Below are 12866 nucleotides of genomic sequence, written 5' to 3'. Positions count from 1 at the left end.
CCATGCCGAACCATTTGATCGTGGTTGAAAGGAATGAGGACAAGGACTGGGCCGCAGGTGCTGGGCAAGCGGTCACGATGCGTGAATACGTGACCCAACCAGGCCTTTACAACGGGCGGCAGATGCGCGTTGTGAACTTATCGAGTGACTTGGGTTATATGGATTTGGGGTACTATGTCTCGTTGCTGGCCGAAGCGCGGGGCCAGAAGGTCGTGCCCAGCGTCGGCACTATCATCGACCTCACACGAAAGATGCTCTACAGCGTTGAACTGCCGGAAGTGAATGTGATCCTGCGCACGACGTTGGAAAAGTTGGCGCAGCCGCCCAAGACCGGATTCTCTCTGGTCATTTGTTTCGGGCAGGTCCAGGATTCTCGCTTCAAAACCCTCGCACACGAGCTTTTTGACCGCTTCCGTTGCCCGTTGGTGCGCGTCACCATCGCCAAGGAGGAGCGCTGGCGCGTCGATAGCCTGGAGGCTCTTTCACCGGCCAAGCTTAGTCCCGAGGAGTTCGATTTCTTTCTCGCGGCGCTTGAAGGTTATACCAAGGCTGAGTGGCGAAGGCCAAAGGCGCGGCAGCAACCGCGCTATAGCCTGGCGATCCTGCAGAATCCCAACGAAGCCTTGCCACCCTCTTCGGCGGCGACCCTGAAGCGGTTCCAAACGATCGGCCCTTCCATCGGCTTTGCGGTGGACCTGATCCAGCGCAAGGATTATCTGCGCCTGGCGGAGTACGATGCTCTCTTCATTCGTGAGACCACCAGCATCGACAATCACACTTACCGCTTTGCGAAGAAAGCCCGCCACGAAGGCATGCCGGTGATCGATGATCCGCAATCCATGTTGCGCTGTACGAACAAGGTCTACCTTGCCGAGTTGCTTCAGAGCAATAAACTGTCAGCGCCGCGTACGATCATCGTGGATCGTCCGCAGCTTTTGCGGGTCGAGGAAGAGATCGGTTATCCAGTCGTCTTGAAGATCCCCGACGGCTCATTTTCGCGAGGGGTGTTCAAAGCCGAGGATCGCGCGCAGTTGACCGAAGTCTCGCGCAAGCTTTTCCAGCGTTCCGCCGTTATTCTTGCCCAGGAGTTCATGTACACGAAATACGACTGGCGGGTCGGCGTGCTGGGCAAGCAACCGCTGTTTGTTTCGCAGTACTTCATGACCCGCAAACACTGGCAGATCGTCCATCATTACAAGGACGGGCGTGTCGAAGAAGGGGGGTTCAAGACCATGGCCGTCGAGGACGCGCCGCGCGAAGTCGTGGAGCTGGGGGTCAAGGCCGCCAATCTCATCGGTGACGGTCTCTATGGGGTGGATATCAAGCAGACGGGCACCGGCGTGCATGTCATAGAGATCAATGACAATCCTAACCTCGACAAAGGGGTCGAGGACGCCATACTCAAGGATCAACTATATCAGCGTGTCCTGGGGGAGTTTTTGCGCCGGGTCGAGGCGCGCTGAAAACCAGGACGGGAGAACTGGACAATGGGGGGAGCGATGAGGCAGGTGATGAGTGCCGTTACCATTCGGTTCTATCTGGTCTTGGCGATATCGTTATGGTTGAACCCTGGATTCGCCTTGGCCCAGGATCGCTATGTTGGTTACTACTATCCCGAACCCTCCGTGTCCGAAGTCTATCCGCCTCGTGCGCAGCGCCTGAACGAAGCATCACGCAAACTTCGCCTGGCCTTCGTGACGGGTGTTTCCGCCCAACAGCAGGAGTCACCCTATCCGGCACAGGTCGCCGTCTTCACCAAAGGTCGCTTGGACAATCACTTGATTATCGTGGCTTTGCATGACGGGCTGCTCGATACGATCTTTCGTACCCGCGCCTATTTCGCTCAATTGACTTCGCAATCCCGTCTCTTGCCGATTTTTCAGAATGAACAGGCGATCCAGGAGGACTTCACCTTCTTCGACCTTGCCTACATGATGGGTTTTACCTCGATCGTCGCGAGCGACGGCCGTGATTTTGCCTATAAGGTCGAGTTCAACCCCTCCGCCACCCAAACGGCAAACTAAGTAATTTATTGTATTTTAAAGGGTTGCCGAGGTTTCTTAACCTCCGGTCACACTCATGTGTCGAGAGACGGCGGGACCTTTGTGGCGACGATCAATGATGAAGTCATGCCCCTTCGGTTTGCGGGAAATCGCTTCGGCGATTGCCGCATGCAATGGGCCGTCGTCGTCGCTTTCGCGCAGCGGTGCGCGCAGATCGGCGGCATCTTCCTGGCCCAGGCACATGTAAAGCGTGCCGGTGCAGGTCAAGCGAACCCGGTTACAGCTTTCACAGAAATTATGAGTCATGGGTGTGATGAAACCGATGCGCCCGCCCGTTTCGCGCACCTTTACATAGCGCGCCGGTCCGCCGGTCTTGTAGTCGATCTCGTCTAACGTCCACTTCTCCTGCAAACGCGCACGGACCATGGAAAGGGGTAGATACTGATCAAGGCGCGTCTCGCCGCCGATATCTCCCATGGGCATGACTTCGATAAAAGTCAGATCGAATCCTTCGCCGCCGCACCAGTCCACCATTTGGTCGAGTTCGTCGTCATTGACGCCCTTGAGTGCCACGGCATTGATCTTGACCTGGAGGCCCGCGTTCTTGGCCGCTTGAAGTCCTTCCATCACCTTGTCGTACTTGCCCCAACGGGTGATTGCCTTGAATTTGTCCGGGTTCAAGGTGTCCAGCGACACGTTGATGCGTCGTACGCCGCAGGCATGCAGTTCCTCGGCAAAACGTGAGAGCTGGCTACCGTTCGTGGTGAGGGTCAACTCTTCCAACGCGCCGCTTTCCAAATGGCGGCCCAACCGTTGAAACAGCCACATGATGTTCCTGCGAACCAAGGGCTCGCCACCCGTCATGCGCAGCTTCTTGACGCCCATTTCAACAAAGGCGCTGCACAAACGGTCTAGCTCCTCCAGGCTGAGGATTTCTTTCTTGGGCAGGAAAGTCATGTCTTCGGACATGCAGTAGACGCAACGGAAGTCGCAGCGATCCGTAACCGAAACCCGGAGGTAACTTACATTCCTCCCGAAGGGATCGATCATCTCGGTCATACGTGCAACTCCCATCCAGTCTTACATCAAACCGCCCGGGGGCTCGCGAAGCAAAGCCACTCCGTCACGGCATGCTAATGGCATCTGGTGCTCACCTTACCTCTTGGCAAGCCCGGGTTCATCCCCAAAGTTCTTGCGGTCTTACCGTACTTGGCGGCGGAAAAAATCTAACCTAACGTAGCATCATGGATACGCATCGGCCAAACAGCTTTCTGGACGGGATGGGAGGGCGTCTTATGGCGTTGGCCGTTCTTGCCGGGGCCTTGGCCAGCCTCGCGGTCATTCATTGGGAAGACCTGTTTCCGCCGGATGAGGTTCAACGCGCAGCAGACGATCCTGTCGCCATTTGTCTGGCGGCGCGCGCCAGCGATATAGACAAGATGGTGGAAGAAGGCGTCGTTACTGAAACCCAGGCGGCGACTTTCAAGCAACGGGCCGAAGCTCTGTGTCAGGCGCAAGTCGGCGGTGGCAATGGCCCGCCGCCTCTTACTAACTAGCGCGCGACAACCTTGCCGAGACCGCCGGTCGCCGGATCGCAATGATACCCTGACCACTTTCTGCCACAGCCCGCGCGTTGATAGCCGCCAACGGCTCCACGATCACCGCCATGCCCGAAGCCGTTGCGTTTACGACCTCTGTTGCATTCAGGGCAATCGCGACATGGCCTTTCCAGTAGATCAAGTCGCCGCGCTCAGGTGCCGACGTAACGACAAGTTGTTCACCCAGCAGATCGCTTTTGGTTTGCATATCGCTATCGCGCGGGCAGGGGAGCCCGGCGCGCTGCAATGCAATCTGGACAAGTCCGGAGCAATCCAGACCAAGGCTCGAACGTCCGCCCCACACATAGGGGGCTCCTAAAAACTTGAGCGCCGTGGCCACATAGTCCGGTTCGGTCTGGTCGAAGGCGGTCAGATGCGGCGCATAGATCCAGCCATCGCGTGTTTCCACGTACTTATCTTGCTGTCCTTCCACACGGACTGCCGATTCCATATGCAGATGGGCGCGAATGGCCGTCTTGAGGCCAGGGCCGGCAAACAGGGGGGTGCGAAGGGCCGCGACCCGGTGAGTGGGATCCCAAAGCCGATCGCTCAACAGCTTGCTTTCAACGTATCCCACATAGCCGTCGCGCTGCCCTTGAATCCAAGCCCACCCGGCTTTTTCCTCAAAGACCAAAACGCGATCGCCGTAAAGCAGTTCGGCTTCCTGTTCGGAATCGCCGTCGGCCGCTTTGCGGACCGCGGCTTGTGGGGCGTTGAGCTGGGCAGGTTTTCCGGTCACGAACTTCGGAGCCTCGACCTTGCCCTCCAGGCGTGCATCGGCCAAATCCGGCCGGAACGCGTGCAAGCGCCTGTCGAGAGGCTCGGCGATGGTCGAATCCGGCATCAGGTATCCTCTTCGTCCACAATGCCAAGAGCGCGGTTGCGTAGGTCCTCGTCAGTCGTCCGTATGTGCGGTCTGACACCGCTGGCGAGCGGTTGCGCCGCATCAAATTGTACCACGACCCGACAGTCCTCGCACATCATGATCCGTTCGACCGCCGGACCGCCCATGAACATGGGATGTTTGTCTGCGAGTTGGTCGGCAATGCGCTCGACGGACTGTGCGACACCAAACGGCTTGCCGCAGCGCAGGCAATGGAAGGGTTCGGCTTCATTCAAAACGCGGGTGTTTTTTGCCTCGGTCGTGAAGTTGAACCTGGGCTCCAGGGCGATAACCTGCTCTGGACAGGTGTTCTTACATAGGCCGCACTGCACACAGGCTTCTTCGTTGAAGGCCAACAGGGGACGGTCCGGATCGTCTGAGAGCGCACCGGTCGGACAGGCGCCGACGCAGGCAAGGCAGAGCGTACATCCGCTCGTGTCGACCTGCACGGTACCAAAGGGGGCGCCTTTGGGTAGCGGCAGGATATCGACAGGTGCGGGGGCCTTCGCATGGAGGTGTGCCAGGGCGAGGCCCGTACGGCTTCTCTTGCCGCCGATCGGCAAGAAGGATCCCGCCGGGGCTTTCTTCATGCGAGGTAGGTTGTTGAGTGCTTCCGCGACCGCATCGGGATCGACCTGGTCCAGCAGGGTCACACGTCCGGCGCCATAGCCAAGACCTTCCATGACGGTTTCCACCAAGCCGATCTGGCTCGCCAGTCCCTCCAGCTCGCCTGACTTTTCCGGGCCGACCAGGATCGCGATCTGCTCAGCGCCGAAGGCCAGCGCACTGGTCAGGAAATCAATTCCGACCTGGGTAATCTCGTTTATCGCCAATGGCAGAACATTGGCGGGTAGGCCGGGGCCGGCGCGGCTCATGAGCGACAGCAGTTCGCCGCCATGCCGCTCATCGTGCAGCAGCAGCACGGCGTCTCGTCCCTCGGCTTTATCGTACGCGGTCAGCAAGGCGCGTAGGCGCATGAAGAGACTATCGCCCGCCGGAAGCTGGTAGGTCGCGGCGCCGGTGGGACAAACCGACGCGCACATGCCGCAACCGGCGCAAACATGGCCATCGATCTCGACGATGTCGCCCAGCGACTTGATCGCACCGGCAGGGCAAACATCCAGGCAGCGGGTGCAGCCGGTCTTGCGGCTGCGCCCATGGGCACAGATTCCTGCGTCGTAGCGCACGTAGCGTGGCTTCTCGAACTCACCGACAGATTCTGAGAGTTCCAGAATGGCCTCAAGGACCGCGCTGGGGTTGTCGGGGTCCGGCCTGTGATAGCCGTCCCGGCGTTCATGCCCGGTAAAGAGCGGTGTGCCACCGGTCAGATCCAGGATCAAATCGCATTCCGTAAAGACGTTCGATTTGGGCGGCCCGTACTGTAACTGCATGCGGCTGGAGGGATCGGCAGCGGCGTAACCGTCCAAGTTGATGGAAAACTTACCCAGGTGCCCGCGCGCTTGGGTGATACGTCCGCGGAAGATGGGGAAGTGCATTGTACGCGGCGGAATAACTTCAACATCGCCGGTTAACAACACAGTGACGTCCAGCCTGGAGGCCAGCTTGTCCGCCGCTTCCAGCGCCCTCTCGTCATGGCCATAAACGAGACAGATTCCTTCCGATGCGAAAGCGACGCCGGGGGTCGGCTTGGGGTCTACCGCCGCCGCTGCCGCCAGTGCTGCGATCTTGGGCGCAGCCCGCTCTGCCTGAGCGGACCAACCGGCCAGCTCGCGTATATTGAAGTAACTGATTTCACCCTCGAACGCGCGTTCACTCGCGATTTCGTTGAACAGCGGCGCCTCCTGCGTGCAGGCCACCATGACAGGCTTTCCCTTGCCCAGTGCCGTCTCGAAATTGGCTACTTGGGCGCGGCAAAGCTGGCTGTTTATTTCAACGTCGCCTGCAATGCCGACGGCTTTGAAAGCCTTGCCAAGCTTGCGCCCATCCAAAGGCATTGTGCCCTCGCAATTGCAGATCAGCAGTTGCTTGCCGTCTATTTCCATGAACTCTAAGGCCTTTCGTTCCCTGCCCGCCGGATTATGTTCCAGCGTTATTTGGTCATACCAATTGCGAGCATCATAACCAGCCGTATGTGTTCGATACGACCCCAATTTTGCTGCGGGTTAAGACCTTGTGATTTTCTGTGACGCCGCAATCGGTCAAAATCACCGTGCCAAGACGCTTGTCACAGCTAACCGGCATCCGTCGTCGTGAGCAACGCATTACGTTTAGCTAGCCACAGCACCGCCGCGCCAAGAGGCAACCATAGCAGCAGGGAAGCCGCGATAGCACGTGCCGTGAAAGCAGCTGCCAACCCGGCTGGAACCGCCGTTTCAAGGTTGTTGGGGTGCGGCGCACCCAACACGTGTGGTAGCACAAGAAGAATGGCGGCGACGGGTGCCAGGATAGGGCGGTGCGTCAAGAACAAGAGCCACAGTGCTGCGGCGCTGCAAACGACGGTCCCGAGCCACCAGACCTGACGGTTGACGAGGTCGGCGGCAGGCATGCCGGGCAACTCAGGCGGCAAGCCAATTGCGGGCGCAAGATGGAAGACAAAGAACCCTGCGCCGCCCCATAGCAATCCACTCGCCATCGGCCGGCCTTGGAGCACGCCTCTTTCGCCGGCAAACATAAGCGCTCCGGTCAAAAGCAGCCCATAGGCGCAAGCGACGATCAGGGTGGTCAGGAAGGTAAGCGCCAGTCGCGCCAAATCGACAGTAGGGTTAGGATTCTGGAGGTTTGCAACCTCGTAGGTCTCCGCCTGGAGAATGAGCGGCTCCACGAAGGCATTCTGGAACAGCGTGGCAAGAATGCTGGCCAGCAGACCCGCAGGAAGCGCGGTCAACAGTATCGGACGAAGCAGCTTCAGTGAGTCCACGTCAGACGTCAGTGGCAGGGGAACGCGAAACTGTGACGCCCGTCATGCGCAGCGTCATGCAGCAAGTCGCCGGAAGCAAAGCCGCCGACTGTCAGGAGACCGAGGCCCAGGATCAACGCCAGCGAAGCGCCGGCGATCCTTTTGGCAGCAAGGGGGGCTCGCGCGGCGGATTGACGTTGGACAGCGGTCGCGCTCTTCATGGTGGACGTGCTCTTGCAATTTTCGCCTAGTTGAATGTCAGGCTGCCACAAAGAAAATCGACGCGCGAGCGTTTCTTTTGACGCAGGCCTGGACCAGTCCCTGATGCCGCAGTGACTTGCAGGGCGTCGCCGGGACGCTCATATTCAGGCCAGCGAATCCGCCCATGATCAGGTAACCAGGAGGCGCCGGCACGATGACGCGCCAGCATACATCAGGTGAAAACCCGCTTGAAAAAGGAGTCCGCAGCTTGCGGCGTGGTCAGGCGAAGGCCACCAGTGCGGCCGAGTTGGGGGAATTTCTGGTGCGGCCGAACCCCGACGATCCGCGCCTGACGGAATCCGTCAGGGGCTTGGACCAGGATGGCCAAGCGATTGAGACACGGGTGGTTATGGAACGGCCCTTGACGCTTTATCTGAACCGCCAGGAGATCGTCACCATGATGACGATCGGCGATCACGTCGATTATCTTGCCGTCGGATATTTGCTGAACCAGAACATGCTGCGCGCGGACGACCGGATTACCGAGATCGATCATGACGAAGATCTGGAGGTCGTAATCGTCCGCACCGAGCGGGAAACCGACTACGAGGAGAAGCTGCAGAAAAAGGTGCGTACCTCCGGCTGTGCGCAAGGGACGGTTTTTGGCGATCTCATGGAAAAGTTTGAAGACGTGCGGTTGGCTAAGGACGCGCGTTTGCGGACCTCGTGGCTCGCGGCGCTATCGCGCAAGATCAATGGTGCGCCGAGCCTCTATCTCGAAGCGGGCGCGATCCATGGTTGCGTGCTCTGCGAGGAGGATCGGCCGCTGGTCTACATGGAGGATGTCGGCAGACACAACGCAGTGGACAAGATAGCGGGCTATATGTTCATGGAAGGATTGTCTCCCGACGATAAGATTTTTTACACGACCGGCCGCCTGACGTCGGAGATGGTCATAAAGACGGTCCAGATGGGTATTCCAATCCTGGTTTCGCGCTCCGGTTTTACCGCCTGGGGAGTCGATCTAGCCCGCCAGGCAGGCCTGACATTGATCGGTCGTGCAAAAGGCAAGCGCTTCGTCGCTCTGGCAGGGCAGGAGCGGATCATCTTTGACGACGACCCCAAGCAGGATGGCGAGGAAGACCCGCGCCACGCGAGGAAAGGCAGCCGTGAGGCCGATAATGACTGAAATCTCGCCAGGAAGCGGTGAGTCAACGGGCGTTTGCGGTGTTCTTATGGCAGGGGGTCTGTCGCGGCGCATGGGTGGCGGCGACAAATGTCTGCGGTTGTTGGGGGAAAAAACAATCCTGAGCCATATCATCGAGCGGGTTGGACCACAGGTTGATCGTCTGGTTTTGAATGCCAACGGTGAAGCGGACCGGTTCCAGAATTACGGTTTGCCGGTGGTGGCCGATGTTGTGGAGGGTTTCGCTGGACCGCTTGCCGGCGTTTTGACCGGCATGGAGTGGGCGGCCCGGGCTGCGCCGGACTGTGAGTGGCTGCTGAGTGTTCCCTGTGATGCGCCCTTTTTGCCCCAGGACTTGGTGGCGCGTTTAATGGAGGGCCTGCGTGAAGAGGGCGCCGAAATGGCCTGCGCCGTCAGTGATGGCCGGGATCACCCGGTCGTAGCGCTCTGGCCCTTGCACCTGCGCGACGATTTGCGGCGCGCCATGCAGGAAGAAGAACTGCGTAAGGTCGATATCTGGACGTCGCGGTACCGATTGGCGCGCGTAACCTTCGAGGCCCAAGCGACACCGGCCGGCAAGCTTGACCCCTTTTTCAATACCAACCGGCCCGAAGACTTAGCCGAGGCTGAACGATTCCTCTGAAACCTTGTCGCCGGCGGGGCGGTGGCGTTAGGCTGTCTGAGTGATGCGACCGCTTTTTCTCGTAATAGTGTGCTTGGCTGCGCTACAGAACGAGGCAGTGGCCTATAGTGGCGACGGCGCGCGTGGACGTGCGCTTGCCGAGCAGCATTGCGCCCGCTGTCATGTCATCGGAGACTTCAACAAATACGGCGGGCTAGGCTCGACACCGTCTTTTCCACGCCTCGTCAAGCTACCTGACTGGCGCGACCGCTTCGAAACCTTTTTCGCTCGTCGTCCGCATCCTGTTTTTGTCCGTATGCCCGGCCTGGAATCGACGAGCCTTTCACCGTCCCATGTCACACCGTTCGATTTTGATCTGGACGATCTAACTGATCTGCTGACCTATGTTGAGAGCCAAGCCGAAGCGGCGAAAAATAAAACAGATGATTGACAGCAAGAATGCCCTCGGCAAGATGATCTGAATAGATAAAGCCGCGCTTTGCGGCTCGCAAGAAAAGCTGCACTTTCAAACCTAGACAGGGAAACAGTGAACAATGAAAAATTTCAGCAAACGCCCCTGGTCGCGCCGTTCCTTCCTGGCGGGAACGGGTGCTGTGGCCGCCGGTCTGTCGTTCCTTCCGAAGAAAGGCTGGAGCGCTGAAGAGGCAAAGGTCAATTTCTACAACTGGGACACCTACATCGGAGAGACCACAATTTCGGATTTCCAGGATGCTACTGGAATCGAGGTTAACTATGACCTTTTCGCTGACAATGACGAGCTTTTTGCAAAGCTCAAGGGTGGCAATCCGGGTTATGACCTGATCGTTCCAACGAACGACTTTACCGAACGCATGATCCTGGCCGAGATGATCCAGCCGCTGGATCATTCCTTGATTCCGAACTTCGCCAACTTGGACCCGGCCTTCCAGGATTCTGACTTTGATCCGGGCCGCAAATACTCCATGCCCTACATGTGGGGTACGATGGGTATCGGCTATCGCAAGTCCCGCGTGGATGGCGTCCCCGACAGCTGGCAGTACATTTTTGACAGTGACAAGTACGCAGGAACCATTGCATGGCTGTCCGAGCCTGGTTCGATGACCGGCATGGCACTGAAGTATCTGGGCTATTCCTTCAACTCGACCAGTGAGAAGGAATTGAAAGAGGCCGAGGCTTTGATGATCAAGCAGAAGCCGCGGGTCAAAGTGATCGCCGAAGATAACGGGCAAGACCTGTTGCTTTCCGGCGAGGTCGATATTGCGGTCGAGTGGAATGGCGATCTGTTGCAGGTGATGGAGGAAGACGACGATCTCTCCTACGTCGTGCCGAAGGAAGGCTCGTTGCTGTGGCAGGACACCCTTGCCATTCCGGTGGGCGCCCCGCACCCCGAGAATGCCCATAAACTGATCAACTTCCTGCTCGATGCGGAAGCGGGTGCGGCAATCGCGGATTACATCTACTATGCGACGCCCAACAAAGCTGCAAAGGCTTTGATGGGACCGGAGTACACCGAAAATCCAGCGATCTTCCCAAGTGACGAGACGCTCGCGAAATGCGAATCGGCCATCTATCTGGGCGAGGACCGCAAGCGTATCATCGACGAGGCTTGGACGCGCATCAGCGCGGCCTGAACCAGGTTCCACGAAATGGGTCGGGAGCGCGCGTGAGCGTGTTCCCGGCCTCTCCTGGAACCGCCGGTCGCCGACTGTTCCACGAGGGGTCAAACAAAGGCATCGGATAGAAAGTAGAACCACATATGGAAAGCTGGCGGCGTCATCCACTGGTCTTCTGGATTATCGGCCTGCCCCCCACCTTTTGGCTGGTGGTGTTCTTTCTCGTTCCGCTGACGCTTATGTGGATAATGAGCGTCTCGACGAAGGTGGGGATCAACGATCTCGATCTTAATTGGACCCTGGACAACTATTCCCGCGCGCTGGGGTGGCTCTACCTTGAAATTCTGCTGAAGTCCTTCTGGATGGCGGGTGCCACGACGCTACTCTGCTTTGCTATCGGGTTTCCCGTTGCTTTCGCCATCTCCTTTGCGCCGCAACGCTGGAAGGGCTTGTTGCTGTTGCTCATTATCCTGCCCTTCTGGACCAATCTGTTGATCCGTACCTACGCTTTGATCGCCGTGTTGCGGACGCGGGGGTATGTCAACTTCTCCCTGGAATGGCTATGGGAAAAGGCCAACGGCTTCCTGATGTTTGTGGGACTGGGGGAGTATCAATTGCTGGGCCAAAGGTTCGAACCGTTGGAGTTGCTCTACAACAACCAAGCGGTCCTCTTTGGCATGACCTATGTTTTCCTGCCCTTCATGATTCTACCGCTTTACGCGGCGCTGGAACGCATGGACAAATCCTACATTGAGGCGAGCCTCGATCTTGGCGCCGGGCAGTGGCGCACCTTTTTCTCGGTCATTATTCCCCTGAGTAAGGCGGGGATCATCTCCGGCATCATCATCACCTTCATTCCGGCATTGGGCGCTTTCTTGCAGCCGGACCTGTTGGGGGGTCCCGATAGCCAGTTGATCGCCAACGTGATCGAGCGGCAATTCAAGAGCGCCAACGACTGGCCCTTTGGATCGGCGCTTTCCTTTATTTTGATGTACATGACCTTCGGCGCGCTGGCGCTGCGGGCGGTGCTGGCCAAGAACAGCTCTGCGATGGAGGCGGCTTGATGTTCAACAGACGCCCCATCGGACCTTTGGACTACACGCGCCGCTTATGGCTGCGCCTTTCAGTTCTAGCCGTTCTGGTTTTTCTCTACGCCCCAATTGCGACGCTGATTGCCTTTAGCTTCAACGACAGCAAGCGCAACATCGTTTGGCGCGGCTTCACCCTGAAGTATTACGAGAAGGCCTTGGAAAACGAGAGCCTGATGATCGCGTTCGGCAACTCTTTGACGATTGCGCTGATCAACACCATCCTGGCGACCATACTCGGCGCCATGGTTGCCGTTTTGCTCTGGCGGTTCCGGTTTCCATTGAAAGCTGGATATGAAGGAGCGATGGCCTTGCCCATCGTAATTCCTGAGATTTGCATGGGCGTTTCGATGATGGCCTTCTTCGGGTGGATCGGATGGCCGACGGCGTGGGGCTGGCCCATGACCTTGTCGCCCATTATCATCGCCCACGTCGCGTTCTCTTTCCCCTTCGTCGCCATGATCGTCCGGGCCCGGTTGTCCAACTTCAACCGGGAACTGGAGGAATCGGCCAAGGACCTGGGAGCCAGCGAATGGCAGGCTATGCGTGATGTCATCGTGCCTTTCATGAAACCGGGCCTCATTGCCGGCGCCTTGATGGCGTTCACGTTATCCCTCGACGATTTCGTCATTACGTTTTTTACCTCGGGACCCGATACAGTCACCTTCCCGGTGAAGGTCTACTCTATGGTTCGTTTCTCGGTCACGCCGGAGGTCAATGCGGCTTCGACGGTGTTGATCGTCATTACGGTTTTGGTCACCGCGATCGCCATGCGCATCCAATCGCGCTTCAAGGGTGATGTCGGTGCGGGTTAA

Annotated in this window: 14 protein-coding genes; 9 read left to right on the top strand and 5 right to left on the bottom strand. The window is 58.2% G+C overall.

The window, feature by feature from the left end; genetic code table 11:
- Window positions 1–2: 2 nt before the first annotated feature.
- Both ABIE63_RS08620 and ABIE63_RS08615 read left to right on the top strand, forming a co-directional pair.
- Window positions 3–1463, top strand: a complete 1461-nt coding sequence (locus ABIE63_RS08620; RefSeq protein WP_183415948.1) for a RimK family protein — start codon at window positions 3–5, stop codon at window positions 1461–1463.
- Between the two features lie 48 nt (window positions 1464–1511).
- On the top strand, window positions 1512–2024 hold the full coding sequence (locus ABIE63_RS08615) for a molybdopterin-guanine dinucleotide biosynthesis protein A (protein WP_354504024.1): 513 nt from the start codon (window positions 1512–1514) through the stop codon (window positions 2022–2024).
- Between the two features lie 36 nt (window positions 2025–2060).
- Here the strand turns inward: ABIE63_RS08615 and moaA are convergent, their stop codons facing one another.
- Window positions 2061–3053, bottom strand: a complete 993-nt coding sequence (moaA, locus tag ABIE63_RS08610) for a GTP 3',8-cyclase MoaA (protein WP_354504235.1) — start codon at window positions 3051–3053, stop codon at window positions 2061–2063.
- Between the two features lie 245 nt (window positions 3054–3298).
- Here moaA and ABIE63_RS08605 point away from each other — a divergent pair, with 245 nt between their 5' ends.
- Window positions 3299–3559, top strand: coding sequence for a hypothetical protein (locus ABIE63_RS08605; RefSeq protein WP_354504023.1), 261 nt, complete (start codon window positions 3299–3301; stop codon window positions 3557–3559).
- Here ABIE63_RS08605 and ABIE63_RS08600 read toward each other — a convergent pair.
- The 4 genes from ABIE63_RS08600 to ABIE63_RS08585 form a co-directional block, all read right to left on the bottom strand.
- Window positions 3552–4445, bottom strand: coding sequence for an NlpC/P60 family protein (locus tag ABIE63_RS08600; protein WP_354504022.1), 894 nt, complete (start codon window positions 4443–4445; stop codon window positions 3552–3554). The two genes, ABIE63_RS08605 and ABIE63_RS08600, sit on opposite strands and share 8 nt — an antisense overlap.
- The gene (locus tag ABIE63_RS08595) at window positions 4445–6487 is read right to left on the bottom strand and encodes a 4Fe-4S binding protein (RefSeq protein ID WP_354504021.1); all 2043 of its coding nucleotides are present in this window, start codon (window positions 6485–6487) and stop codon (window positions 4445–4447) included. Before ABIE63_RS08595 ends, ABIE63_RS08600 begins: the two co-directional genes overlap by 1 nt.
- 188 nt (window positions 6488–6675) lie before the next feature.
- Window positions 6676–7362 carry a CbtA family protein gene (locus ABIE63_RS08590; protein ID WP_354504020.1) on the bottom strand — a complete coding sequence of 229 codons (687 nt, stop codon included), beginning with the start codon at window positions 7360–7362 and terminating at the stop codon, window positions 6676–6678.
- An 8-nt stretch (window positions 7363–7370) separates the two neighbouring features.
- On the bottom strand, window positions 7371–7562 hold the full coding sequence (locus tag ABIE63_RS08585) for a CbtB domain-containing protein (protein WP_183415942.1): 192 nt from the start codon (window positions 7560–7562) through the stop codon (window positions 7371–7373).
- A 194-nt stretch (window positions 7563–7756) separates the two neighbouring features.
- On the opposite strand from ABIE63_RS08585, the gene fdhD reads away from it, so the two are divergent.
- The 6 genes from fdhD to ABIE63_RS08555 all read left to right on the top strand — a co-directional run bounded on the left by fdhD (window position 7757) and on the right by ABIE63_RS08555 (window position 12866).
- Window positions 7757–8731 carry a formate dehydrogenase accessory sulfurtransferase FdhD gene (gene fdhD / locus ABIE63_RS08580; RefSeq protein ID WP_354504018.1) on the top strand — a complete coding sequence of 325 codons (975 nt, stop codon included), beginning with the start codon at window positions 7757–7759 and terminating at the stop codon, window positions 8729–8731.
- Entirely contained in the window at window positions 8724–9371 is a 648-nt protein-coding gene (gene mobA, locus ABIE63_RS08575; RefSeq protein ID WP_354504017.1) for a molybdenum cofactor guanylyltransferase MobA, read from the top strand. The genes fdhD and mobA overlap by 8 nt, the downstream gene beginning before the upstream one ends.
- A gap of 97 nt (window positions 9372–9468) precedes the next feature.
- Window positions 9469–9801 (top strand): c-type cytochrome, encoded by a 333-nt coding sequence (locus ABIE63_RS08570; protein ID WP_354504016.1) that lies wholly within the window; start codon window positions 9469–9471, stop codon window positions 9799–9801.
- A 103-nt stretch (window positions 9802–9904) separates the two neighbouring features.
- On the top strand, window positions 9905–10981 hold the full coding sequence (locus ABIE63_RS08565) for a PotD/PotF family extracellular solute-binding protein (protein WP_183415938.1): 1077 nt from the start codon (window positions 9905–9907) through the stop codon (window positions 10979–10981).
- Window positions 10982–11106: 125 nt separating this feature from the next.
- On the top strand, window positions 11107–12027 hold the full coding sequence (locus ABIE63_RS08560) for an ABC transporter permease (RefSeq protein ID WP_183415937.1): 921 nt from the start codon (window positions 11107–11109) through the stop codon (window positions 12025–12027).
- Window positions 12027–12866: an ABC transporter permease gene (locus ABIE63_RS08555; protein ID WP_354504014.1), complete on the top strand. Its 840-nt coding sequence runs from the start codon at window positions 12027–12029 to the stop codon at window positions 12864–12866. The genes ABIE63_RS08560 and ABIE63_RS08555 overlap by 1 nt, the downstream gene beginning before the upstream one ends.

Source organism: Limibacillus sp. MBR-115, assembly GCF_040549425.1.
Lineage (GTDB): Bacteria > Pseudomonadota > Alphaproteobacteria > Kiloniellales > CECT-8803 > Limibacillus > Limibacillus halophilus.
This window is presented reverse-complemented; position numbering and strand designations above follow the sequence as displayed.

Excerpts from the sequence above, each read along its gene's own strand:
- ABIE63_RS08620 (WP_183415948.1), top strand. The coding sequence starts at position 3 with ATGCCGAACCATTTGATCGTGGTTGAAAGGAATGAGGACAAGGACTGG.
- ABIE63_RS08615 (WP_354504024.1), top strand. The coding sequence starts at position 1,512 with ATGAGTGCCGTTACCATTCGGTTCTATCTGGTCTTGGCGATATCGTTA.
- moaA (WP_354504235.1), bottom strand. The coding sequence starts at position 3,053 with ATGATCGATCCCTTCGGGAGGAATGTAAGTTACCTCCGGGTTTCGGTT.
- ABIE63_RS08605 (WP_354504023.1), top strand. The coding sequence starts at position 3,299 with ATGGCGTTGGCCGTTCTTGCCGGGGCCTTGGCCAGCCTCGCGGTCATT.
- ABIE63_RS08600 (WP_354504022.1), bottom strand. The coding sequence starts at position 4,445 with ATGCCGGATTCGACCATCGCCGAGCCTCTCGACAGGCGCTTGCACGCG.
- ABIE63_RS08595 (WP_354504021.1), bottom strand. The coding sequence starts at position 6,487 with ATGGAAATAGACGGCAAGCAACTGCTGATCTGCAATTGCGAGGGCACA.
- ABIE63_RS08585 (WP_183415942.1), bottom strand. The coding sequence starts at position 7,562 with ATGAAGAGCGCGACCGCTGTCCAACGTCAATCCGCCGCGCGAGCCCCC.
- fdhD (WP_354504018.1), top strand. The coding sequence starts at position 7,757 with ATGACGCGCCAGCATACATCAGGTGAAAACCCGCTTGAAAAAGGAGTC.
- mobA (WP_354504017.1), top strand. The coding sequence starts at position 8,724 with ATGACTGAAATCTCGCCAGGAAGCGGTGAGTCAACGGGCGTTTGCGGT.
- ABIE63_RS08565 (WP_183415938.1), top strand. The coding sequence starts at position 9,905 with ATGAAAAATTTCAGCAAACGCCCCTGGTCGCGCCGTTCCTTCCTGGCG.
- ABIE63_RS08560 (WP_183415937.1), top strand. The coding sequence starts at position 11,107 with ATGGAAAGCTGGCGGCGTCATCCACTGGTCTTCTGGATTATCGGCCTG.
- ABIE63_RS08555 (WP_354504014.1), top strand. The coding sequence starts at position 12,027 with ATGTTCAACAGACGCCCCATCGGACCTTTGGACTACACGCGCCGCTTA.